The organism is Variovorax sp. PBS-H4 (assembly GCF_901827205.1).
Taxonomy (GTDB): Bacteria; Pseudomonadota; Gammaproteobacteria; order Burkholderiales; family Burkholderiaceae_C; genus Variovorax.
Window position 1 is genome coordinate 1,357,374 of the sequence record NZ_LR594675.1, and the last position, 21,484, is coordinate 1,378,857.

Sequence of the window (21,484 nt, forward strand, 5' to 3'; positions counted from 1 at the left end):
CTAAAAAACCCCCGCGGCTCGCGCCGCGGGGGTTTTTCGTTGGCTGAAGCGCGGGGCTGTCTTACATGCCCATGCCGCCCATGCCACCCATGCCGCCCATATCGGGCATGCCGCCGCCGGCAGGTGCGTCGTCCTTCGGCGCTTCGGCGATCATGGCTTCGGTCGTCAGCAGCAGGGCAGAGACGGAAGCGGCGTTCTGAAGCGCGGTACGGGTCACCTTGGTCGGGTCCAGGATGCCCATCTCGAGCATGTCGCCGTAGGTGTCGTTCTGCGCATTGAAGCCGTAGTTGCCCTTGCCGGCCAGCACCGAATTCACCACCACGCTGGCTTCGCCGCCGGCATTGAACACGATCTCGCGCAGCGGCGCTTCGATGGCCTTGAGCACCAGGCGGATACCGGCGTCTTGATCAGCGTTGTCGCCCTTGAGCTTGTCGCCCACGGCCTGCTTGGCGCGCAGCAGCGCCACGCCGCCGCCAGCCACGACGCCTTCTTCCACTGCAGCGCGGGTGGCGTGCAGGGCGTCTTCGACGCGGGCCTTCTTTTCCTTCATCTCGACTTCGGTGGCAGCGCCCACCTTGATCACCGCCACACCGCCGGCCAGCTTGGCCACGCGCTCTTGCAGCTTCTCGCGGTCGTAGTCGCTGGTGGCTTCCTCGATCTGCACGCGGATCTGCTTCACGCGGGCTTCGATGTCGGCACCGGCGCCTGCACCGTCGATGATGATGGTGTTTTCCTTGCCCACTTCGATGCGCTTGGCCTGGCCGAGGTCAGCCAGCGTCACCTTCTCGAGCGTCAGGCCCACTTCTTCGGCGATGACCTTGCCGCCCGTCAGGATGGCGATGTCTTCCAGCATGGCCTTGCGGCGGTCGCCGAAGCCAGGCGCCTTGACGGCCACGACCTTCAGGATGCCGCGGATGGTGTTCACCACCAGCGTCGCGAGGGCTTCGCCTTCAACTTCCTCGGCAATGATCAGCAACGGACGGCCAGCCTTGGCGACTTGCTCCAGCGTCGGCAGCAGGTCGCGGATGTTGCTGATCTTCTTGTCGAACAGCAGCACGAACGGGTTCTCGAGGATCGCGCTTTGCTTGTCGGGGTTGTTGATGAAGTAGGGCGACAGGTAGCCGCGGTCGAACTGCATGCCTTCGACGACTTCCAGCTCGCTGTCCAGCGACTTGCCGTCCTCGACGGTGATCACGCCTTCCTTGCCGACCTTGTCCATCGCGTCCGCGATGATCTTGCCGATGGTCTCGTCGCTGTTGGCCGAGATCGAGCCGACCTGGGCGATTTCCTTCGAGGTGGTGGTGGCCTTCGATGCCTTCTTGAGCTCTTCGACGAGAGCGGTGACCGCCTTGTCGATGCCGCGCTTCAGATCCATCGGGTTCATGCCCGCGGCCACGTACTTGAAGCCTTCGCGCACGATGGCCTGGGCCAGCACGGTCGCGGTGGTGGTGCCGTCACCGGCGTTGTCCGAGGTCTTGGAGGCCACTTCCTTCACGAGCATCGCGCCCATGTTCTGGAGTTTGTCCTTGAGCTCGATTTCCTTGGCGACCGACACACCGTCCTTGGTCACGGTGGGAGCGCCGAAGGAGCGCTCGAGCACCACGTTGCGACCCTTGGGGCCCAGGGTCACCTTGACCGCGTTGGCCAGGATATTCACGCCTTCGACCATGCGTGCGCGGGCTTCGCCGCCGAAGACTACGTCTTTTGCTGCCATGAGTTTTCTCCGAATTCAGAAAAAGGGTTGACTTACTTCTCGACGACCGCGAACAGGTCGTCTTCCTTCATGACCAGCAGCTCGTCGCCCTCGACCTTGACGGTCTGGCCGCTGTACTTGCCGAACAGCACGCGGTCGCCCACCTTGATGTTCAGGGCGATCAAATCGCCCTTGTCGTTCTGCTTGCCAGGTCCCACAGCCAGGACTTCGCCCTGGTCGGGCTTCTCGGCGGCGTTGTCGGGGATCACGATGCCCGAGGCGGTCTTGGTTTCGCTTTCAATGCGCTTGACGATCACGCGATCGTTCAAAGGACGAAGTTTCATTGCATCTCCTGGATAAGAAAACGGGTTCGGTTTTTAGGTGGCGGCTGGGGGCCGTCTGCCTGGCCACTGGAAGCGGGTGTTGTTAGCACTCCTCTTCAGCGAGTGCTAATGATAAGCGCAAATCTGAGGCTTTCAAGGTCACTGTGTGCATTCCGGTCCGGCGCGAGGCGGACCGTGCAGCGGTCGATGCGCCTGCGCTACCGGGACTGCGGCCAGGCGCGCCCCGGGGCGAGCGGCACGCGCTATCGACCCACGGTGCCATCAAAGGCGGGCGAGGCCGTCATCCCGGAGGTCTTGACGCGCATCCAGGCACTGTCGGGCGGCAGTGTCGGGACCGCGAGCCGCTTGTCGTAAGCGGGGACGTTGCCGAGGTAGTCGAGCGTGAACAACGTGCCGTAGGAAGCGGTGTCGCCGCCAAAGGCATTCGTGAAGCCCAGCGCGTCGGTATGGAACGGCAGGAAAGTCGTCGTCTCCTTCGTCTCGGAGATGGAAGTGGTCTTCACTTTCAGGAGGTCTTGTCCCACCACGGCAGGGCTGAGCTTGAACAGGCGGCCGATGGCGTCGATGGAGCCGTGCAGCGACAGCGAATTGCCGTCGAAGCCGAAGCCGGTGTACGGCAGCGTTCCGCTGCCGCTCCAGGTCCTGGTGAACAGGCCGGACGAGTTGGTGCCCGAGGACTTGTAGCTCGCTTTCGTGTCCGACGCCGGTACGAACAGGCGCACGCTCCGGCCCAGGCTGCCATCGACCTCGGTGCGCAGCTCGTGCGCATCGCCGCGCACGTGCAGGTCGAGGTTGAGGACGCTGGTCAGCAAGCCGGTGCTGCCCGGGATCGGAAGCGTCTCGAAGGTGTACTCGACCGAACCCCGCCACGACGTGAGCACGCGCCGGTTGCTGGTGCGGTCACGGGCAGTCACCACCACGTCGCCCATCGACCCCGGCGGGTCGTTGTCCGCCGTCGGCAGGTTGACCTCGATGCGATCATCGCTCCAGGCGCTGACCTGGACGGGCGTGCCGCCCACCGTCACCGTTCCCGTTTTGGTGCCGAAGTTTCCATGGACAACCATGATGTCCTTCCAGCGCGTCTCCAGGTCCGTGATCACCGGATTGGTCAGGTCGAAGCCGTTCCCGAAGCGCTTGACGAAAGCCGGAGCCTGTCCTTTGCCTTCGGCGTCGGGCGTGACGAGCAAGTTGTTCGTGTAGACGTAGCCATCCTGCTCGAAGCCCCGCTTGCCGAGGTAGTCCCAGACCGCCTCCATGTCGAACGCCCGGTTGGCCGGGTCCTTGGCGTCGAACTTGTTGGCGGCGGTCAGGCGGTCGAACATGATCTTCATGGCCACGTGGCCGATGTCGTTGGAAGAGCCATCCCACGCGATGATCGTGCCGGCGCCAGCGTCGGTGAGCCCTTGCCGGAACCCTGCGGCGTCCGGTGTTCCGCTCTCGCACGAAACCATCACCACCAGGGAATTTTCCGAGAACTTGAGACGGTTGCGCACGAACGCCTCGGTGATGCCGTAGCGCGGACGCTGTTGGCCGAGCAGCATCTCCTTGAGCCGTGCCCGATTGCGGTGGTAGATGATTTCGCCGCTGTCGAGCTCGGCCTTGTACCTTGCATCGAGTTCGTCGGTGGTCAGCGTCTCGGTGATCACGCCGAACTGGCGCACCCCGGTCGGCCCGATCAGGGCCGAGTGCGCCGTCAGGTGCAGGATGCCCATCTTTGTCGTCGACAGCGACATCAGCGTATCGATCGTCAGGTCCTTCTGCGGCGCGATCGTCCATCCGCGATCCTTGAGCATTTCCGCGATCCTGGCCTGGGCGGCCTTTGCGTAGGCGAAGTTGCCCTGGTCGTCGGCGGAAAGGAACACTGCGATGCCGCTGGCGGGCACTTCCGGCTTGCCGTTGCCCGATGCCCCCTTCTGCTGGAGAGCATCGCCCGGGCGTTCCATGCGCTGCAGCGATTCGGCAGACAGCGGACGCGCGAGCGGCTTGAGGTTGTCGGTGAACAGGAACTGCCGCCCGTCCCTGAAGCGCGCCCACAGGGATTCCTTCCCGAGCTCGGCTTCGACGAACTCCGGCTGCGCCAGCACATAGGCTTTCAGGTCGCCCCAGGGATCGGCGACCTTGGCCTCCAGCAGGGCTTCGTACTTTTCGGCCACGCGCGACGTGGAGGCGGCGCGTTCGTCGGCCGTCATCACGAGCGACCCAGCCGAAGGACCGCCGGTCGCGTCGCCTCCTCCCCCCAGTGGGAGCATGCCCCCGCTACCGCCTCCCCCGCCGCCGCACGCGGCAAGCAGGAACAACGGAGTGCTTGCAAGAAGGCAAAGAACCCATCGGCGGCAATGGCCTCCCAGGGCGCGGTACAGAAATGCTGGCAACAAAAAAAGCATGCGGCTTCACCTGAAATGAACAATGCGACGCGACTGCATCGCGAAAGCCGCGCAGCTTATGTTCGGATCCGTTCCCTGAGGCCGCACCGCCCTCACGCTCGAACGCCGGGCTCCCATTTCCGGCGTCCTGGCACGGGCAGCGGAGCCCCTTAGCGGTCGGGGCGGCCGGAATCGCCGGGTGCGAAGCCGAAGATGCGCTTGTAGGCGCGCGCCAGGACCGGGCCGGTGGAATAGCCCACGCGCGCGGCCGCCTGGTCCAGCGTCAGCCGCTTGTCGCGAAGGAGCCGTGCGGCCAGGTGCACCCGCCATCGTGCGAGATAGCGCATGGGGGTCTCGCCCGTCTGCTGTTGGAAGCGGGTCGCGAAGGCGGTCCTGCCCATATGGCAGGACGCCGCCAGCGATTCGACGGTCCAGGGGTCCTGCGGATGCGTATGGATCGCGCGCACCGCCTTCAGCACGCGCTCGTCGCGCAGCGGGCCGGAAGTCGCGGGCGATGTCGATCCAGCCTCGCCGCGCAGGTGCGCGAGCACCATGTGCCGGATCAGCACGTTGGATGCTTCCGCCATTCCGACGCCCGCACCCCGGCGCAAGTCGGACATCCAGCGCATGACTGCCACCAGGGGCTGTAGCCACTCCTGCGCGCCGCCGTCGCCGCGCAGATGCAGCACGGGCGGAAGGGCGGCCATCACCGCATGAGAAAGGAAATCGCGCGCCCAGAAGAAGCTGCCGCTCCAGACGCTGTCGTTGCCGTCGATGGCCATCGCGTAGGCGTGGCCGCGCCGCAGCCGCTCGCGTGCGAAGACATCCTCCAGCGACAGCACGGCCGCGTCGGCCCTTGTGAACACGCGGTGCTGCCCACCGTGCGGCAGCAAGGCGACGTCCCCGTGCCGCATCTCGATGGGCTCGTGGTCACCGTAGCGAAGGTAGGCAGTGGCGCCGCACGCCACGTAGAGCGGCGCCCGGGCGTTGCTGTCGACATCGAGTGCGAAGTCCTCGCCGAAACCGAAGTGGAAATGAAGCAATGGCGTAAAAGCCATGGCATCGGCGATGGCCTCGAGGGTCTGCGGCGAGCGCGCGGTGCGGTCGCGCGGCGGGCGACGGGGGCCGGAAGGCAACAAAGGCATTGCGGGGCGTCCAGGGGCGGATGGCGTAGCGGCGCCGCTGCGGCTGGCGGCTCCAGCGAATGTTATCCAGGTCGCGCAGGGTACCGCGCGCACTCAGCCTCCGGGCCGGCGCCTGATCGCGACCAGTTGTGGTCGGGACGCACTCGGCAAACTTGCGACGAGGCAGCAGGCGTCGCACGGTTGGATAGCGAGCGCACCTTTGTCTGTACCCCTTCGCGATTGGCCGCAGAATGGCCGCGATGAAATTCCGCCTCGTCACGGCCGCCTTCGCCGCTGCCGGCTGCTGCGTCGCACAGGCCCAAGACGCTCCGCCCGCGCCCATGCTGCGGGAGATCACCGTGTCGACTCCGCGCGGCGAGATCAGGCCTTTCGACGTGCCCGGCTCGGTCGACCGGGTCGAAGGCAGCGAGATGCGCGAAGGGCGGCTGGGTGCCAACCTTTCCGAAAGCCTCGGCCCGGTGCCTGGGCTGCAGCTTCTGAATCGCCAGAACTACGCGCAGGACCTGCAGCTGTCCATCCGCGGCTTCGGCGCGCGCTCCACCTTCGGCGTGCGCGGCGTGCGCATCTACGTGGACGGCATCCCGGCCACGCTGCCGGACGGCCAGGGCCAGACCTCCAACATCGACATCGGCTCCGCCGCCCGCGTTGAAATCCTGCGCGGGCCTTTCTCGGCGCTTTACGGCAATTCGTCGGGCGGTGTGGTGCAGGCCTTCACCGAGGAAGGGGAGGGGTCGCCCACGTTGGACTTCTCGGTGGCCGGCGGCAGCTTTGGTACCTGGCGCACCGGCAGCAAGCTCAGCGGTTCGACCGACGCCGTCGACTACACGCTGAGTGCGAGCCGCTTTCATACCGACGGCTGGCGCGAACACAGCGCGGCGGACCGCGAGATCCAGAACGGCAAGCTGCGCTTTCACCTGGACGACGGCAGCAAACTCACGTTGGTCTTCAACAGCGTCCATGTCTACGCCCAGGACCCGCTGGGCCTGTCGGCCGGGCAGTACGCGCTCGACCCGCGCAGCGCCGGCCTGGCAACGCAGTTCGACACCCGCAAGACGGCGGACCAGCAACAGCTGGGCCTCACGTACGAGCGCCGCATCGATGCGCGCAACGCGTTGCGCCTGATGGTCTACGGCGGACAGCGCAGCACCGTGCAGTTTCAGTCGATCCCGGCTTCGGCGCAGCTGAATCCGCTGCATGCCGGCGGCGTGATCGACCTGGCACGCGACTACGGCGGCATGGACCTGCGTTGGAGCGCCAACCTGCAACTGGCCGATCGGCCCTTCGACCTGGTCGCCGGCCTGGCCTACGACAAGCTGCGGGAGCAGCGCCGCGGCTTCGAGAACTTTTTCGGACGGGCGACAGCTCCGTTGGCGCTCGGCGTACAGGGCAGGCTGCGCCGCGACGAACGCAACGAGGTTCGCAACCTCGATCCTTATGTCCAGGGCAACTGGCGCTTCACCGACCGCTGGACGTTGGAAGCTGGCGTGCGCCGCAGCAATGTGCGCTTCTCCTCCCACGACCTCTACATCGTCGGCCCGAACGGCGACGACAGCGGCAGCGCGCGCTACGGCAAAACGCTGCCGGTGGCCTCGTTGCGCTACCAGGCTACGCCCGACCTGGCACTCTACGCTTCGGCCGGCCGTGGCTTCGAGACGCCGACGCTCAACGAGCTGTCCTATCGTGCCGACGGCGTCGGCGGGCTCAACTTCGGGCTGCAGCCTTCGGTCAACACCAGCATCGAGGCCGGGGCCAAGGCGCGCCTCGCAGGCGGGCTGCTGACCGCGGCCCTGTTCCAGACCCGCACCCGCGACGAGATCGTGACCAACACCAACGTCAGCGGCCGCGCCACCTTCCAGAATGCGGGGCGCACCAGGCGCGACGGCTTCGAACTTGCCTGGCAGCACGAGACCTTGGACCACTGGCGCACGCAGCTGGCCTACACCTGGCTCGACGCACGCTACCGCGATGGCTTCTGCTCGCCTTCGCCCTGCAGCGCCGCAAGCACCGTGCCCGCCGGCAACCGCATTCCAGGCATTGCCGAGCACGCGCTTTTTGCATCCTTCGGCTGGGTGCCGCCCGAGGGCTGGCGCGCCGGCGCCGAGCTGCGTGCGCTGGGCGCCATCGAGGCGAACGACCGCAACACCGCCGGCGCGCCGGGCTATGCGCTGGCGGCGGTGTACGTGGGCTACGTCAAGCGCTGGTCGCGCTGGGACCTCAACGCCTTTCTGCGCGTGGACAACCTGTTCGACCGCCGCTATATCGGCTCGGTGATCGTCAACGAAGCCACACCGATTGCGCCGCGCTACTTCGAGCCCGCCCCGGGACGAAACTGGACGCTCGGCATGGGAGCGGCGTATCGTTTCTGAATTCCGGCTGCCACGACGAGGAGTGCAGATGGCGCAGATGGAATTCAGGGATCGACACGATGCGGGCCGCGTGCTCGCGAGAGCGCTGGCCCAGTGGCGCGGCCAGTCCGAGGTGGTGGTGCTGGCGCTGCCGCGCGGCGGGGTGCCCGTGGCCTGGGAAGTCGCTCCGGCCCTGCAGGCATCGCTCGACGTGCTCGTGGTGCGCAAGCTCGGCTTCCCGGGCCAGGAGGAGCTCGCGATGGGCGCGATCGGGCCCGGCGGCGTGCGCGTGATGTCCGATATCCCGCGCCTGTGGCCGGTGGAAGATGCCGAGGTCGAGAAGGTGGTCGAACGCGAGCAGGCCGAGCTGGCGCGCCGCGAGCGCCTCTACCGCGGCGAGCGCGCTCCGCTGGCGCTTGCCGGGCGCGTCGCGATCCTGGTCGACGACGGTCTCGCCACCGGCGCCAGCATGCATGCGGCAGTGCTCGCGGTGCGTGCGATGCGGCCGCGGCGCATCGTGGCGGCGGCGCCCGTGGCTTCGAGGGAGGCCGTGCAGTTGCTCGAGACCGTGGCGGACGAGGTGGTCTGCGTCCACGTGCCGGAGCCCTTCCGCGCGGTCGGCATCTGGTACGAGGACTTCGAGCAGACCGGGGACGACGAGGTGCGCCGGCTGCTGCAAGGGCAGGGCGCCTGACGCTGCCAGACGCCCTGCAACTCAGCGTCCTGCGGCGGCTCGCAGCGCCGCTGCCTTGCTCGTATCTTCCCAGGTGAACTCGGGCTCTTCGCGGCCGAAGTGGCCATAGGCCGCCGTCTTGCCGTAGATCGGGCGCAGCAGGTCGAGCATCTGGATGATGCCCTTGGGACGCAGGTCGAAATGCTCCTGCACCAGCTCCGCGAGCTTCTCGTCGGGGATCACGCCGGTGCCTTCGGTGTAGACGGTCACGTTCATCGGGCGCGCCACGCCGATCGCGTAGGCGACCTGGATCTGGCACTGGCGCGCCAGGCCCGCGGCCACGATGTTCTTGGCCACGTAGCGTGCCGCATAGGCGGCCGAGCGGTCCACCTTGCTCGGGTCCTTGCCCGAAAAGGCACCGCCGCCGTGCGGGCAGGCGCCGCCATAGGTGTCGACGATGATCTTGCGGCCCGTCAAGCCGCAGTCGCCCTGCGGGCCTCCGATGACGAAGCGGCCGGTCGGGTTGATCAGGTACTTGGTGTCCTTCAGCCACTCCTTGGGCAGGACCGGCTTGATGATCTCCTCGATGATGGCTTCGTTGAACGAGGCCTTCATCTTGGTCGGCGTCTCGCTCTGGTCCGGATGGTGCTGCGTGGAGAGCACGACCGTGTCGATGCTGTGCGGCTTGCCGTCGACGTAGCGCATCGTGACCTGGCTCTTGGCGTCGGGGCGCAGGAAGGGCAGGCGGCCGTCCTTGCGCAACTGGGCCTGCCGCTCCACCAGGCGGTGGGCGTAGTAGATCGGCGCGGGCATCAGCTCGGGCGTCTCGTCGCAGGCGTAGCCGAACATCAGGCCCTGGTCGCCGGCGCCGGTGTTGAGGTGATCGTCGCTCGCGTGGTCCACGCCCTGAGCGATGTCGTTGGACTGCTTGTCGTAGCAGACCATCACCGCACAGCCCTTGTAGTCGATGCCGTAGTCGGTGTTGTCGTAACCGATGCGCTTGATGGTATCGCGCGCGACCTGGATGTAGTCGACGTGGGCGTTGGTGGTGATCTCGCCGGCGAGCACCACCAGGCCGGTGTTGGTCAGCGTCTCGGCGGCCACGCGGCTGCGCGGGTCCTGGGCGTAGATCGCGTCGAGGATGGCATCCGAGATCTGGTCCGCGACCTTGTCGGGATGGCCCTCGGAAACCGATTCTGAAGTGAAGAGAAAGTCGTTCGCCATGTCGATGAAGCTCCAAGCAGTTGAATTGGCGCGTTGCCAATCCGGTTTGGAGTGTGGCGAACGCTTTAGCAGTGATGTTTAACGTCGCCCTGCAAGTAGTTCCATAACTCAGCGACAATTTCGATTGTATCGAGCCGCGCGATAGCCCGCGCGCGCGTCCTGGTTTTCACCCCCTCCGACCGGATGATTCTTCTGTTTCGATTGCTCGCCCATGTGCCGCTGCGCTGGATGCATGCCGCCGGCCGCTGTCTGGGTTGGCTGGTGTGGTGGGGCTCGCCCACCTATCGCCAGCGCTTCAAAGACAACGCCGAGCGCGCCGGATTCACCCCCGCACAGTACCGCCCGGCCATCGGCGCCGCCGGCGCCATGGCGGCGGAGCTGCCGTGGCTGTGGGCCAGGCCGCAGGGCGAGAGCGTGCTGCCGCGCGTCGTGCGCTGGGAGGGCGCAGCCGAGTTGGAGGCGGCGCTGGCCGCGCGCAAGGGCGTGATCGTCGCCTCGCCGCATGTCGGATGCTGGGAGATCCTCGGGCAGGCGCTCGGCGAGCGCTTCGTCGACGCCTACGGGCCCATCACGGCCCTGTTCCGCCCGGCGCGCAAGAAATGGATGGCCGACCTGATCAATGCAGGCTCGCGCGAGCGGCGCGGCCTGCAGATGCTGCCCACGAGCGTGGCCGGCGTGCGCGGACTGATCCGCACGCTGCGGGCCGGCGGCTACACCGGCATCCTGCCGGACCAGGTGCCGCCGCTGGGGCAGGGTGTCTGGGCGCCCTTTTTCGGCCGGCCTGCCTACACCATGACCCTGCTGCCGCGGCTGGCGCAGCAGACCGGGGCGCGCGTCTTCTTCGGCGTATGCGAACGGCTGCCGCGCGGGGCGGGCTATGTCATCCGGCTCATGCCCTTCGACGGTACCGCCCTGGGCGACCCGAAGGCCACGCCGGAGGCCGCTGCGGCCGCGATGAACGAAGGCGTCGCCGCGCTGATTCGTGCGCTGCCGGGGCAGTACGTCTGGGACTACGCGCGCTACAAGCAGCCGCGCGGCGAACCGGCCGCGGTAACCGAAGCGGAGGCCGCGCGATGAGCGTGTTTTCGCGCCTTGGCATTGTCTTCATGCGCACCCTTGCCCATGTGCCGCTGCCGCTGGTCCGCGGTTTCGGTACTGTGCTTGGCCACGTGCTGCACGCCGTCGCCGGCTCCCGCCGGCGTGTGGTGGACGCCAATCTCGCGCTGTGCTTCCCCGCCAAAGTGCCCTCCGAGCGGCGGCGCATCGCGCGCGAGACTTTCGTCTATGTGGCGCAATCCTGGCTGGACCGAAGCTGGCTCTGGCATGCGCCGGAAGAGACCGTGGCCGCCCGGCTGCAAGTGAAGGGTTCGCCAAGGGAGATCGACGAGATCGCCAATGGAAAGGAGCCGATGATCCTTTTCGCGCCGCATTTCTACGGGCTCGACGCGGCGGCCACCGCGCTCACCATGCACACGGCACGGCCGTCCACCACCATCTACACCACGCAGCGCGATCCGATGGTGGACGAGTGGATCCGCGAGGGCCGCAAGCGCTTCGGCAACGTGATCACGCTCAACCGGGTCGACGGCATCAAGCCGATCATCGCGGGGCTGCGCAAGGGCGGCTTGCTGTACCTTCTGCCCGACATGGATTTCGGGCGGGACCAGACCGTATTCGTGCCCTTCTACGGCGTGCCGGCGGCCACAGTGCCGTCGCTGTCGCGCTTCGCGCGGCTCGGGCGGGCCAAGGTGGTGCCGATCGTCTCGAAGCTCACGCCGACCGGCTACGAGATCGAGGTGCTGCCGGCCTGGCAGGACTTCCCTACCGAGGACGTGGTGGCCGACACCGCGTTGATGAACCAGCGCTTGCAGGGCTATATCGACACCATGCCCTCGCAGTACTACTGGGTGCACCGGCGCTTCAAGACCCGGCCCGAGGGCGCGGCGCCGGTCTACTGAGTCCGCTGCAGAAACGCCTCGATCTCGCGGGCGACGAATTCGGGCTGTTCGTGCACGATCCAGTGCGTGGCGTCGGGCACCTTCTTGAGGTCCAGCTGGGGCACGTAGTCTTCGAGGCCCTCGAGCAAGCCTGGCAGGAGCGCCTTGTCGTCGAGTGCCCAGAAGACGAAGGTGGGAACCTCCACCACCAGCCGCTCGCGCGGCAGTTCGGGCAGTTCGGCGGCAGGCTTGCCGGGCACGGCGGGCTTCATCGGCGTCACACGGTAGAGATTGCAGGCGCCGGTAAGCCCGTGGTCCCACACCTCGCGGTACTTGGCCTTGACCTCTTCCGTCAACCAGCCGTAGCCCTCCGGCCCGGCTTTCATCTGGGTGAACGAGAGCCACATCCGCTTGTAGTCGTCGGCTGAGAGCAGTGCTTCTGCATCGGGGCGCGCGAGAAAGTTCATGTAGGCGCTGGCAGCCTGCTGCGCGGGGTTGTCGCGCAGCTCGCGCACGAAGGTGCCCGGATGCGGTGAATTGATGATGACGAGCCGGCCCAGCTTGTCCGCATGCTGATTGCCGTAGCCCCAGCCGAAGGCCCCGCCCCAGTCGTGCGCGACCAGCGCCTCGATGCGGCCGTCCTCGCGCTCGCTTTGTGCGAGCTGCTCGACGTCCTGGATCAACAGGTGCGCACGATAGGCCGACACCTCTGTGGGGCTGCTCGACTTTTCGAAACCCCGCAGATTCGGGGCCACGCAGCGCCAGCCGCCGTGCTCGGGCTGGCTGAAATGCTCGAGCAGATCGTCCCAGATGAAAGCAGCTTCGGGAAAGCCGTGCAGGAAAACCATCAAGGGGCGGCCGACTTCGCCGGCGGCACGGCAGCTGAGCGTGGTGCCGTTGGGCAGTGCTCGGGCAAAGGTCTGGATCATGGCTGGCTGTCTCCTTCGGTCGGTTCGGCGGGCAGCTCGTCCTGCGGATGGGCCCAGCGCCACAGCAGTTCTGCTGCCTCGTCCACTCCCTGTTGCTTCAAGGCCGAGAAAAGTTTGACCTCGCCGCCGCCGGCCTGCAGTCGCACGATCGACAACGCCTTGGCGCCGTCCGAGCGTGTCAGCTTGTCGGCCTTGGTCAGCAGCACGAGAAACTTCAGCCCCTGCTCGACCCGCGGGCGGATCACCTCGAGCAGGATCTCGTCGAGCTCGGTGAGGCCATGGCGCGGGTCGCACATCAGCACCACGCCGCGCAGGCTCTCGCGCGTCATCAGGTAGTTGCCCATGACGCGCTGCCAGCGCAGCTTCGCCTCACGCGGCACGGCCGCGTAGCCGTAGCCCGGCAGGTCCGCCAGCACCGCGTCGTCCACCTTCTGCTTGCCAACGCCGAACAGGTTGATGTGCTGGGTGCGGCCGGGCGTCTTGGAGGCGAAGGCCAGCCGGGTCTGCTGGGTCAGGGTGTTGATGGCGGTCGATTTGCCGGCGTTCGACCGCCCGACGAAGGCGATCTCCGGCAGCTCGAGGGCCGGCAGATGCTCGAGTTGCGGCGCGCTGGTGAGGAAGTGGGCGGTATGCAGCCAGCCGCGCGCGATGCGGATGCGCTCGGCCGCTGCGGCGTCCACGACAGCGGCCATGCGGGAGGGAGGGGCGGCCGGCTTGCGGCTCGGGGTGGTCATGGGTGGAGCCTCGGTAACGGGGCGCCATTGTAGAATCGCGCGGTTTTGCGCCATAAATCCAGAGCCCCCGATATGAAGTTGTTTGCCCGTTTCCTGCTTGCAGCCCTCGTCGGCCTTGCCGCCAGCACCAGCTTCGCGGCCGACGATCCGGAAGGCAAGCCGGCTGCCGCCGCTGCCCCCGCCAAGGCTGCCAAGCCTGATCCAGCCAAGGGCGACACTGTCTTCAACAACACCCCGGCCAACAGCCAGAGCTGCGCCTCCTGCCACAACGCCGACGGCAACTCGGCCATCGCGGCAAATCCCAAGCTGGCGCAACAGCATCCCGAATACATCCTCAAGCAGCTGCAGGACTTCAAGTCCGGCAAGCGCAAGAGCGCGATCATGAAGCCGCTGGCCTCGGCCCTGTCCGACGAGGACATGCGCAACGTCGCCTGGTTCGTCGGCTCCAAGAAGGTCAAGCCGGGCTTCGCGAAAGAGAAGGACCTGGTCGGCCTGGGCGAGAAGATCTATCGAGGCGGCATCGCAGAGCGCCAGATCCCGGCTTGCGCGGGTTGCCACAGCCCGAACGGCGCCGGAGTCCCGGCCCAGTATCCGCGCCTGGGCGGCCAGCATGCCGACTACACCATGGCGCAGCTCAGCCTGTTCCGCGACGGCACCCGCCAGAACAGCCCGCAGATGATGGGCGTCGCCGCCAAGCTCAACGACCGCGAGATCAAGGCCGTGGCCGACTACATTGCCGGCCTGCGCTGATGGCGCTGGCGCCAGCGTGAACTAACCGCCGATAACAAACCCCAACAGGGCGGGCCGATCCAGCGAGGATGGCCCGCCTTTTTGCTTTCCACTCTCCCCGCGTCCATGTCAGCAGTCTCCACCCACGGCCTCCGCGTCCGCCGCGGTCCCCACGCGGTCCGCGCTGCGGTGGAATTGCTGTCGTCGATGCGCTTCGCCATCGCGCTGCTGACTGTCATCTGCATCGCGTCCATCATCGGCACCGTGCTCAAGCAGCACGAGCCGATCAACAACTACATCAACCAGTTCGGCCCTTTCTGGGCCGAGGTATTCCGTGCAGCACGGCTCGATTCGATCTACAGCGCGTGGTGGTTCCTGCTGATCCTGACCTTTCTGGTGGTCAGCACCTCGCTGTGCATTGCCCGCAACACGCCGCGCATCTTCACGGACCTGAAGAACTACAAAGAGAGCATCCGCGTCCAGAGCCTGCGTGCCTTCGGCCAGCGTGCCGAGACCGCGCTCGACGAGACGCCGGATGTTGCGGCCAACCGCATCGGCCAGCTGCTCGCGGGGGGCGGCTGGAAGGTCAAGCTGCAGCACCGCGATGGCGACGGTTGGATGGTGGCGGCGCGCGCGGGCGGCGCCCACAAGCTCGGCTACATCGCGGCGCACAGCGCCATCGTTCTGGTCTGCCTGGGCGGGCTGCTCGACGGCGACCTGGTAGTGCGCGCGCAGACCTGGTTCAACGGCAAGAGCGTCTACACCGGCGGCGGGCTGATCGCCGATGTGGCGCCGCAGCATCGGCTTTCGCCCAGCAACCCGACCTTTCGCGGCAATATCCTCGTGCCCGAAGGGGGGCAGTCCAGCGTCGCGATCCTGAACCAGGCGGATGGCGTCCTGCTGCAGGACTTGCCCTTTTCCATCGAACTGAAGAAGTTCATCGTCGACTACTACTCGACCGGCATGCCCAAGCTGTTTGCCAGCGAGGTGGTGCTGCACGACCGCGCGACCGGCCAGCAGGTGCCCGCACGCATCGAGGTGAACCACCCTGCCAGCTACAAGGGCATCGAGATCTACCAGTCCAGCTTCGACGACGGCGGCTCGACGGTCAAGCTCAAGGCGGTACCGATGGCGGCTGCGGCGAAGCCCTTCGAGGTCGAGGGCATCATCGGCAACAGCTCGGAGATCACCAACGGCAGCGAGCGGCTGACGCTCGAGTACACGGCGCTGCGCGTCATCAATGTTGAGAACTTCGGCGAGGCCGGGGCCATGACGAGCGGTGCCGATGTGCGCAAGGTCGACCTGCGCAACGACATCGAGTCGCGTCTGGGTGCTGCCAACAAGACCAACAAGCCCAAGGTGCTGCGCAACATCGGCCCGAGCATCGGCTACAAGCTTCGCGATTCCGCGGGCCAGGCGCGCGAGTACCAGAACTACATGGTGCCGGTCGACACCGGCGATGGCCAGCCCGTGTTCCTGCTCGGCATGCGCGAACGGCCAGAGGAGCCCTTCCGCTACCTGCGGGTGCCGGCCGACGAGCAAGGATCGATGGACGGCTTCGTGCGCATGCGCGCAGCGCTGGCCGACGCGGACATCCGCACGCGCGCCATCGAGCGCTACATCGCCCGCGCCGCCGACCCCAAGCAGCCCGAGCTGGCCGGGCAGCTGCGCACCTCGGCGGGCCGGGCGCTCGCGCTGTTCGCTGGCGCCGAGCGTGCGAAAGCCGACGCGGTGAGCGGCGGCGGCTGGCAGGCGATCGCCGAGTTCATGGAGGCGAACGTGCCCGAGGCCGAGCGGGAGCGCGCCGGCGCCGTGCTGGTGCGCATCCTCAACGATGCGCTCTTCGAGGTGCTGAACCTGAGCCGCGAGAACGCAGGCCTGGCGGCGCTGCCGGCCGACGAGAAGTCCCAGGCATTTTTGACGCAGGCGGTGCTGGCCATCAGCGATGCCTACTTCTACCCCGCGCCCGTGGCGATGATGATGACCGACTTCAAGCAGGTGCAGGCCAGCGTGTTCCAGGTCGCCCGCGCCCCTGGCAAGAACATCGTCTACCTAGGGTGCCTGTTGCTGATCGTGGGCATTTTTGCGATGCTGTACGTTCGCGAGCGCAGGCTCTGGGTCTGGCTCGCGAAGGATGCGGGCGCCGGCGGCACGGCGGCCACGATGGCCTACTCGGTCAACCGCAAGACCATCGACAGCGACCGCGAGTTCGAGCGCCTGAAGGACAGGCTGCTCGCCATCGGAAAGAGCGGCTCTTCGTGAGCTGCCGGGCCGCTCCCAGGGCGAATACCGTAGCGCATCGCGCGGAGGCTTAAGCAATGACCACCACCACTCTCACGCTCAATGACGGCTTCCTGTCGCGCCGCAACGCCTTCGACTGGGTGTTCGCCGCGTTGGTCGTGGCGGGCGGGCTCTTCGCCTTTGCGCGCTATGCAGGCGCCATGGACATCTACGAAAAGGTGATCCTGCTCGCCGCCATGCCCTTCGTCGTCTGGCTGGGCTGGTTCTGGCGGCCGTTGCAGGTACTGGCGATCGTGGTGGCCGCGGCCGCGCTGCTCGGCATCGGCTCGTACCAGGGCGACCTTGCAAGAGCCGAGACCGTGTTCTGGCTCAAGTACTTCCTGTCCAGCCAATCGGCCATCCTGTGGATGAGCGTTCTCTTCTTCATGAGCACGTTGTTCTACTGGATCGGCTTCTTCGGCGGCCGGCAGGCGGACACCATGGACCTGATCGGCTCGCGCCTGGCCTGGGCGGCGGTCACGATGGCGCTGATCGGCACGATGGTGCGCTGGTACGAAAGCCATCAGCTCGGCCCGGACATCGGCCATATTCCGGTCAGCAACCTCTACGAAGTCTTCGTGCTGTTCTGCTGGCTGACGGCAACCTTCTACTTGTACTTCGAGTCGCGCTACCGGACCCGGGCGCTGGGCGCCTTCGTGATGCTGGTGGTGAGCGCGGCGGTCGGCTTCCTGCTCTGGTACACGCTGGTGCGTGAGGCCCACGAAATCCAGCCTCTGGTGCCGGCCCTGCAGAGCTGGTGGATGAAGCTGCACGTGCCTGCGAACTTCATCGGCTATGGCACCTTCTCGCTGGCGGCCATGGTGGCTTTTGCCTACCTCATCAAGGAGCAGGCCCAGGAGACGCGCTGGTACAAGCTCACGCCGATGTGGCTTCTTGGCGTGGCGCTGTGCTTCGTGCCTGTGGCATTCCGCCAGCGCGCGCAGGAGGCGGGCGGCAGTTACTGGTTTGTCTACGCAGCCATTTCGGCGCTGATCGCGGCGGGCATCCTGCTGGGCCGCAAGCGCATCGCGGAGCGGCTGCCGGCCAACGAAGTGCTGGACGACGTGATGTACAAGTCCATCACGGTCGGCTTTGCTTTTTTCACCATTGCCACCGTGCTCGGCGCGCTGTGGGCAGCTGATGCCTGGGGTGGGTACTGGAGCTGGGACCCGAAGGAAACCTGGGCGCTGATCGTCTGGCTGAACTATGCGGCGTGGCTGCACATGCGCCTGGTGAAAGGACTGCGGGGCACCGTCGCCGCCTGGTGGGCGCTGGGCGGACTGGCAGTGACAACCTTCGCTTTCCTGGGCGTCAACATGTTCCTGAGCGGCTTGCACAGCTACGGGACCTTGTAGCTGGGGCGGTCCGCAGGACGGGCGGGCAAGTTGAAACCGGCGGAACGTTGGGCGCGTAACCGGATCAGCATTGGGGACGAATAGATCCCAGTACAGCTAAACAGTCGAAAGGCGATCCATGTTGATTCGATCCAAGGACCAGGGCTTCATTCATCCGCACCCGAGCGAGATCACTCCGCGCGCGGCCTACGAAGGGCGGCGCGACATGCTCAAGCTGCTCGCCACTGGCGTCGCGGGCGCGGCCATGGCCTCGTGGGCCGGGCGGGAGGCGCTGGCCCAGGCCACCGCGCCGGGCAAGCTGGCCGCACTCAAAGGCGAGAAGTCGGCCGTGGCCGGTGCGCAGACCATGGAGAAGCTCACCGACTACAAGGACGCCACCAGCTACAACAACTACTATGAGTTCGGCACCGACAAGGGTGACCCGGTGAAGAATGCCGGCACGCTGAAGACACGGCCCTGGACCGTCGAGGTCGAAGGGCTGGTCAAGAAGCCGGGCAAGTACGCTCTCGAAGACCTGCTGAAGCTCAGCGCGCAGGAAGAGCGCATCTACCGGTTGCGCTGCGTCGAGGGCTGGTCGATGGTGATTCCTTGGGTCGGCTACTCACTGGCCGAACTCATCAAGCGGGTCGAGCCGCAGGGCAATGCCAAGTACGTCGAGTTCGTCACGCTGGCGGATCCCAAGACCATGCCCTTCGTGGGCTCGCGAGTCCTCGACTGGCCGTATGCCGAAGGCCTGCGCATGGACGAGGCGATGCATCCGCTGACGCTCCTCACCTTCGGGATGTACGGCGAAGTTCTTCCCAATCAGAATGGTGCACCCGTGCGCATCGTGGTGCCCTGGAAGTACGGCTTCAAAAGCGCCAAGTCGATCGTCAAGATCCGCTTTGTCGAGAAGGAGCCGGGCACGGCCTGGAACAAGGCGGCGGCGCAGGAGTACGGCTTCTACTCCAACGTCAACCCCAACGTCGACCATCCGCGCTGGAGCCAGGCGACCGAGCGGCGCATCGGCGATGGCAGCGGGCTGTTCGCCAAGCGCCACAAGACGCTGATCTTCAATGGGTACGAGGCACAGGTCGGTCAGCTCTACGCCGGCATGGACCTGAAGAAGTTCTACTGACATGTCTGCGCTCAAGCCCGGTACTGCTGTGTCCCCGCTGCCTGGCAAGGCGGCGCCAGTCGCCGGGGGGCGGCCCGGCGGCGGCATGGGCATGAACAAGCTGCTCCTGCATCCGGCGGCCAAGCCCCTGGTGTTCGTGCTGTGCCTGCTGCCTTTCGCCTGGCTGGCGTGGGGCGCTTTCACCGATGGGCTGGGCGCCAATCCGGCGGAGGCCCTGATCCGTTCGACCGGCGACTGGACGCTGCGCTTCATCTGCATCGTGCTTGCCGTGACGCCGCTGCGGGTCATGACCCGGACCAATGCGCTGGCGCGGTTTCGCCGCATGTTGGGCCTGTTCGCGTACTTCTACGTGGTGGTCCACCTGTTGAGCTACAGCCTGTTCGACATGGGCTTCGACATCCCCGAGATCGCGAAGGACATTGCCAAGCGGCCCTTCATCCTGGTGGGCTTCAGCGCCTTCGTGTTGCTTACGCCGCTCGCGGCGACCTCCTTCAACCGTGCCATCAAGGCGATGGGCGCGAAGCGCTGGCAGACGCTGCACAAGCTGGTCTATGTGATCGCCGGCCTGGGCCTGCTGCATTTCTTCTGGATGCGCGCCGGGAAGAACAACTTTGCCGAGGTCTTCGTCTATGCCGCCATCATCTCGGTGCTGCTGGGATGGCGAATCTGGAACTTTGCGCGCACCAAAAGGGCGACCGGGGCTGCTTCCGCTGGGCGCGCTCAGCTGAGCAAGTGAGGGCGCTCAGCCCTCGACCTGCTCGCAGCGCAATTGGTCCTCGATGCTTTCACGGCGGCGAATCAGCGTGGCGCGGTCGCCGCTGACCAGCAGCTCGGCCGCGCGGCCCCGGCTGTTGTAGTTGCTTGCCATCGCCATCGAATAAGCACCGGCCGACAGCACCGCCAACAGGTCGCCGGCCTGCACGTCGAGCGTGCGGTCGCGGCCGAGCCAGTCGCCGCTCTCACAGACCGGGCCGACGACGTCGTAGCTGACGCTCTCGCCCTGACGCGGCGTCACCGGGACGATGCGATGGAAGGCCTGGTACATCGCGGGTCGCGGCAAGTCGTTCATCGCCGCATCGACGATGCAGAAGTTCTTGGCCTCGCCCGGCTTGGTATAGAGCACTTCCGTCACGCAGACACCGGCATTGCCGACCAGTGAGCGTCCCGGCTCGACGATGAGTCGCCGCTGGCCGAAGCCGCGCGCATCCAGGCGCTGGAGCAACTGTTGCCACAGGGCATCGGCCGCGGGCGGCCTGTCGCCGTTGTAGTCGATACCGAGTCCGCCGCCGAAGTCCAGATGGTGCAGCGTGATGCCGGCCTTTTCGATGGCTTCGACCAGGTCGAGCACCCGCTCCAGCGCCTCGAGATAGGGCGCGGCATCGGTGATCTGCGAGCCGATGTGGCAATCGATACCGACCACCCGCAGGCCCTTGAGCGAGGCGGCATGCTGGTAGATGGCCAACGCGCGGTCGTGCGCGATGCCGAACTTGTTGCCCTTGAGACCGGTCGAGATGTAGGGATGGGTCTTTGGATCGACGTTGGGATTGATGCGCACGCTGATCGCGGCCCGCTGTCCTTCCTCTAGCGCGACCGCGTTGAGCACGTCGATCTCGGCTTCGCTTTCCACGTTGAAGCAGGCGATACCCGCTGCCAGCGCTTGCCGCATCTCCTGCTTCGTCTTGCCGACGCCGGAGAAGATCACCTTGGCCGGATCCGCACCCGCGGCGAGCACCCGCGCGAGCTCGCCGCCGGAGACGATGTCGAAGCCGCAGCCCGCCTCGGCAAAGATGCGCAGCACGCCCAGCGCCGAGTTGGCCTTGATCGCGTAGCAGATCAGCGCGTCGCGCCCTTCGAAGCCGCGCTGGTAGGCGGCCAGTGCATCAAGCATCCACTGCGTCGAGTAGATGAAAAGCGGTGTGCCGTGCTCGCGCGCCAGGTCGGGCAGCGCCGCTGCCTCGACGTGCAGCGCGCCGTTCTTGTACCCGATGTGGGGATGGCCAGGGAGGCGTTCGGCGCTCGTCACTTCGTTCCTTCCCGGGTCACGGGAGCGCTGCTGGCAGCGGCGGGCGCCGCGGCAGCACCCGTCGCTGGGCTTGCCGTGCTATCGGCGTTGCGCGAATTCGGGATGAGCAGCCCCGGGAGCGTGGCGCGATTGGTCGCGGCGGGTTCGGTGGGCAGGTAGAGCGCGCCCTTCTGCCCGCAACCGGCGAGCGCGACCCCGACGATCGCGAGGCCAATTGCGCTCACTAGAATTTGACGAACATTCAGCATCACGAAATTGTAATGACCGACCCCGAGTACCTGGACCGCGCCGAGGCCGCGCTTGCTGCGATCGAGCGCAGCTGCGATCACATCAACGACACGAGCGATGCGGACATCGACAACCAGCGCGTGGGCGGCATGATCACCATCACCTTTCGAAATGGCAGCCAGCTGATCGTCAATCTGCAGAAGCCCTTGCAGGAGATCTGGCTGGCGGCACGCTCGGGCGGCTACCACTATCGCTACGACGGCCGGGCCTGGGTCGACACGAAGACCAGCGAGGAGTTCTTCGCCCAGTTGTCGCGCGAGGCAAGCGCGCAGGCCGGCGTACCGCTGCAGTTCACCGCCGACTGA

The 21,484-nt window shown here is 66.5% G+C and carries 19 protein-coding genes; 10 read left to right on the forward strand and 9 right to left on the reverse strand.

The annotated features are described in order from the left end of the window. Positions 1-61: 61 nt before the first annotated feature. The 4 genes from groL to E5CHR_RS06385 form a co-directional block, all read right to left on the reverse strand. On the reverse strand, positions 62-1,714 hold the full coding sequence (groL, locus tag E5CHR_RS06370) for a chaperonin GroEL (RefSeq protein ID WP_162578906.1): 1,653 nt from the start codon (positions 1,712-1,714) through the stop codon (positions 62-64). 32 nt (positions 1,715-1,746) lie between these two features. Next, positions 1,747-2,037: a co-chaperone GroES gene (groES, locus tag E5CHR_RS06375; RefSeq protein WP_162578907.1), complete on the reverse strand. Its 291-nt coding sequence runs from the start codon at positions 2,035-2,037 to the stop codon at positions 1,747-1,749. A gap of 242 nt (positions 2,038-2,279) precedes the next feature. Next, entirely contained in the window at positions 2,280-4,226 is a 1,947-nt protein-coding gene (locus tag E5CHR_RS06380) for a hypothetical protein (RefSeq protein WP_162578908.1), read from the reverse strand. A gap of 344 nt (positions 4,227-4,570) precedes the next feature. Continuing rightward, the gene (locus E5CHR_RS06385) at positions 4,571-5,545 is read right to left on the reverse strand and encodes an AraC family transcriptional regulator (protein WP_162578909.1); all 975 of its coding nucleotides are present in this window, start codon (positions 5,543-5,545) and stop codon (positions 4,571-4,573) included. A gap of 239 nt (positions 5,546-5,784) precedes the next feature. Between E5CHR_RS06385 and E5CHR_RS06390 the strand changes: the two genes are divergently transcribed. After that, the gene (locus E5CHR_RS06390) at positions 5,785-7,911 is read left to right on the forward strand and encodes a TonB-dependent receptor (RefSeq protein ID WP_162578910.1); all 2,127 of its coding nucleotides are present in this window, start codon (positions 5,785-5,787) and stop codon (positions 7,909-7,911) included. Positions 7,912-7,939: 28 nt separating this feature from the next. Continuing rightward, entirely contained in the window at positions 7,940-8,584 is a 645-nt protein-coding gene (locus tag E5CHR_RS06395; RefSeq protein ID WP_162578911.1) for a phosphoribosyltransferase, read from the forward strand. Positions 8,585-8,605: 21 nt separating this feature from the next. Here the strand turns inward: E5CHR_RS06395 and metK are convergent, their stop codons facing one another. Further along, positions 8,606-9,787 (reverse strand): methionine adenosyltransferase, encoded by a 1,182-nt coding sequence (gene metK, locus E5CHR_RS06400; RefSeq protein WP_162578912.1) that lies wholly within the window; start codon positions 9,785-9,787, stop codon positions 8,606-8,608. Between the two features lie 183 nt (positions 9,788-9,970). Here metK and E5CHR_RS06405 point away from each other — a divergent pair, with 183 nt between their 5' ends. Together E5CHR_RS06405 and E5CHR_RS06410 are read left to right on the forward strand one after the other, a co-directional pair. Next, entirely contained in the window at positions 9,971-10,864 is an 894-nt protein-coding gene (locus tag E5CHR_RS06405) for a lysophospholipid acyltransferase family protein (RefSeq protein ID WP_162578913.1), read from the forward strand. Beyond that, complete coding sequence (locus E5CHR_RS06410; protein ID WP_162578914.1) at positions 10,861-11,745, forward strand: lysophospholipid acyltransferase family protein; 885 nt, start codon at positions 10,861-10,863, stop codon at positions 11,743-11,745. The genes E5CHR_RS06405 and E5CHR_RS06410 overlap by 4 nt, the downstream gene beginning before the upstream one ends. Here the strand turns inward: E5CHR_RS06410 and E5CHR_RS06415 are convergent. Both E5CHR_RS06415 and yihA read right to left on the reverse strand, forming a co-directional pair. Next, a complete protein-coding gene (locus tag E5CHR_RS06415) occupies positions 11,739-12,653 on the reverse strand; it encodes an alpha/beta fold hydrolase (protein WP_162578915.1) in 915 nt (304 codons plus the stop codon). The genes E5CHR_RS06410 and E5CHR_RS06415 overlap by 7 nt on opposite strands. Beyond that, positions 12,650-13,387: a ribosome biogenesis GTP-binding protein YihA/YsxC gene (gene yihA, locus E5CHR_RS06420; protein ID WP_162578916.1), complete on the reverse strand. Its 738-nt coding sequence runs from the start codon at positions 13,385-13,387 to the stop codon at positions 12,650-12,652. The genes E5CHR_RS06415 and yihA overlap by 4 nt, the downstream gene beginning before the upstream one ends. A 72-nt stretch (positions 13,388-13,459) precedes the next feature. Here yihA and E5CHR_RS06425 point away from each other — a divergent pair, with 72 nt between their 5' ends. The 5 genes from E5CHR_RS06425 (at position 13,460) to E5CHR_RS06445 (ending at position 19,604) form a co-directional block, all read left to right on the forward strand. Continuing rightward, positions 13,460-14,137 carry a c-type cytochrome gene (locus E5CHR_RS06425; protein WP_162578917.1) on the forward strand — a complete coding sequence of 226 codons (678 nt, stop codon included), beginning with the start codon at positions 13,460-13,462 and terminating at the stop codon, positions 14,135-14,137. Between the two features lie 105 nt (positions 14,138-14,242). After that, positions 14,243-16,378 carry a cytochrome c biogenesis protein ResB gene (locus E5CHR_RS06430; RefSeq protein ID WP_162578918.1) on the forward strand — a complete coding sequence of 712 codons (2,136 nt, stop codon included), beginning with the start codon at positions 14,243-14,245 and terminating at the stop codon, positions 16,376-16,378. 56 nt (positions 16,379-16,434) lie between these two features. After that, positions 16,435-17,751 carry a c-type cytochrome biogenesis protein CcsB gene (gene ccsB / locus E5CHR_RS06435; protein WP_162578919.1) on the forward strand — a complete coding sequence of 439 codons (1,317 nt, stop codon included), beginning with the start codon at positions 16,435-16,437 and terminating at the stop codon, positions 17,749-17,751. Positions 17,752-17,869: 118 nt separating this feature from the next. After that, entirely contained in the window at positions 17,870-18,868 is a 999-nt protein-coding gene (gene msrP, locus E5CHR_RS06440; RefSeq protein WP_162578920.1) for a protein-methionine-sulfoxide reductase catalytic subunit MsrP, read from the forward strand. Between the two features lie 91 nt (positions 18,869-18,959). Then, positions 18,960-19,604 carry a sulfite oxidase heme-binding subunit YedZ gene (locus E5CHR_RS06445; RefSeq protein WP_162583595.1) on the forward strand — a complete coding sequence of 215 codons (645 nt, stop codon included), beginning with the start codon at positions 18,960-18,962 and terminating at the stop codon, positions 19,602-19,604. Between the two features lie 6 nt (positions 19,605-19,610). On the opposite strand, the gene lysA is transcribed toward E5CHR_RS06445, so the two are convergent. Together lysA and lptM are read right to left on the reverse strand one after the other, a co-directional pair. Beyond that, the gene (gene lysA, locus E5CHR_RS06450; protein WP_162578921.1) at positions 19,611-20,891 is read right to left on the reverse strand and encodes a diaminopimelate decarboxylase; all 1,281 of its coding nucleotides are present in this window, start codon (positions 20,889-20,891) and stop codon (positions 19,611-19,613) included. Then, complete coding sequence (gene lptM / locus E5CHR_RS06455; protein ID WP_162578922.1) at positions 20,888-21,139, reverse strand: LPS translocon maturation chaperone LptM; 252 nt, start codon at positions 21,137-21,139, stop codon at positions 20,888-20,890. Before lptM ends, lysA begins: the two co-directional genes overlap by 4 nt. A 12-nt stretch (positions 21,140-21,151) precedes the next feature. On the opposite strand from lptM, the gene cyaY reads away from it, so the two are divergent. Then, complete coding sequence (gene cyaY / locus E5CHR_RS06460) at positions 21,152-21,484, forward strand: iron donor protein CyaY (protein ID WP_162578923.1); 333 nt, start codon at positions 21,152-21,154, stop codon at positions 21,482-21,484.

Coding starts and splice junctions, on each gene's coding strand:
- groL (WP_162578906.1), bottom strand. CDS start 1,714: ATGGCAGCAAAAGACGTAGTCTTCGGCGGCGAAGCCCGCGCACGCATG.
- groES (WP_162578907.1), bottom strand. CDS start 2,037: ATGAAACTTCGTCCTTTGAACGATCGCGTGATCGTCAAGCGCATTGAA.
- E5CHR_RS06380 (WP_162578908.1), bottom strand. CDS start 4,226: ATGACGGCCGACGAACGCGCCGCCTCCACGTCGCGCGTGGCCGAAAAG.
- E5CHR_RS06385 (WP_162578909.1), bottom strand. CDS start 5,545: ATGCCTTTGTTGCCTTCCGGCCCCCGTCGCCCGCCGCGCGACCGCACC.
- E5CHR_RS06390 (WP_162578910.1), top strand. CDS start 5,785: ATGAAATTCCGCCTCGTCACGGCCGCCTTCGCCGCTGCCGGCTGCTGC.
- E5CHR_RS06395 (WP_162578911.1), top strand. CDS start 7,940: ATGGCGCAGATGGAATTCAGGGATCGACACGATGCGGGCCGCGTGCTC.
- metK (WP_162578912.1), bottom strand. CDS start 9,787: ATGGCGAACGACTTTCTCTTCACTTCAGAATCGGTTTCCGAGGGCCAT.
- E5CHR_RS06405 (WP_162578913.1), top strand. CDS start 9,971: ATGATTCTTCTGTTTCGATTGCTCGCCCATGTGCCGCTGCGCTGGATG.
- E5CHR_RS06410 (WP_162578914.1), top strand. CDS start 10,861: ATGAGCGTGTTTTCGCGCCTTGGCATTGTCTTCATGCGCACCCTTGCC.
- E5CHR_RS06415 (WP_162578915.1), bottom strand. CDS start 12,653: ATGATCCAGACCTTTGCCCGAGCACTGCCCAACGGCACCACGCTCAGC.
- yihA (WP_162578916.1), bottom strand. CDS start 13,387: ATGACCACCCCGAGCCGCAAGCCGGCCGCCCCTCCCTCCCGCATGGCC.
- E5CHR_RS06425 (WP_162578917.1), top strand. CDS start 13,460: ATGAAGTTGTTTGCCCGTTTCCTGCTTGCAGCCCTCGTCGGCCTTGCC.
- E5CHR_RS06430 (WP_162578918.1), top strand. CDS start 14,243: ATGTCAGCAGTCTCCACCCACGGCCTCCGCGTCCGCCGCGGTCCCCAC.
- ccsB (WP_162578919.1), top strand. CDS start 16,435: ATGACCACCACCACTCTCACGCTCAATGACGGCTTCCTGTCGCGCCGC.
- msrP (WP_162578920.1), top strand. CDS start 17,870: ATGTTGATTCGATCCAAGGACCAGGGCTTCATTCATCCGCACCCGAGC.
- E5CHR_RS06445 (WP_162583595.1), top strand. CDS start 18,960: ATGAACAAGCTGCTCCTGCATCCGGCGGCCAAGCCCCTGGTGTTCGTG.
- lptM (WP_162578922.1), bottom strand. CDS start 21,139: ATGCTGAATGTTCGTCAAATTCTAGTGAGCGCAATTGGCCTCGCGATC.
- cyaY (WP_162578923.1), top strand. CDS start 21,152: ATGACCGACCCCGAGTACCTGGACCGCGCCGAGGCCGCGCTTGCTGCG.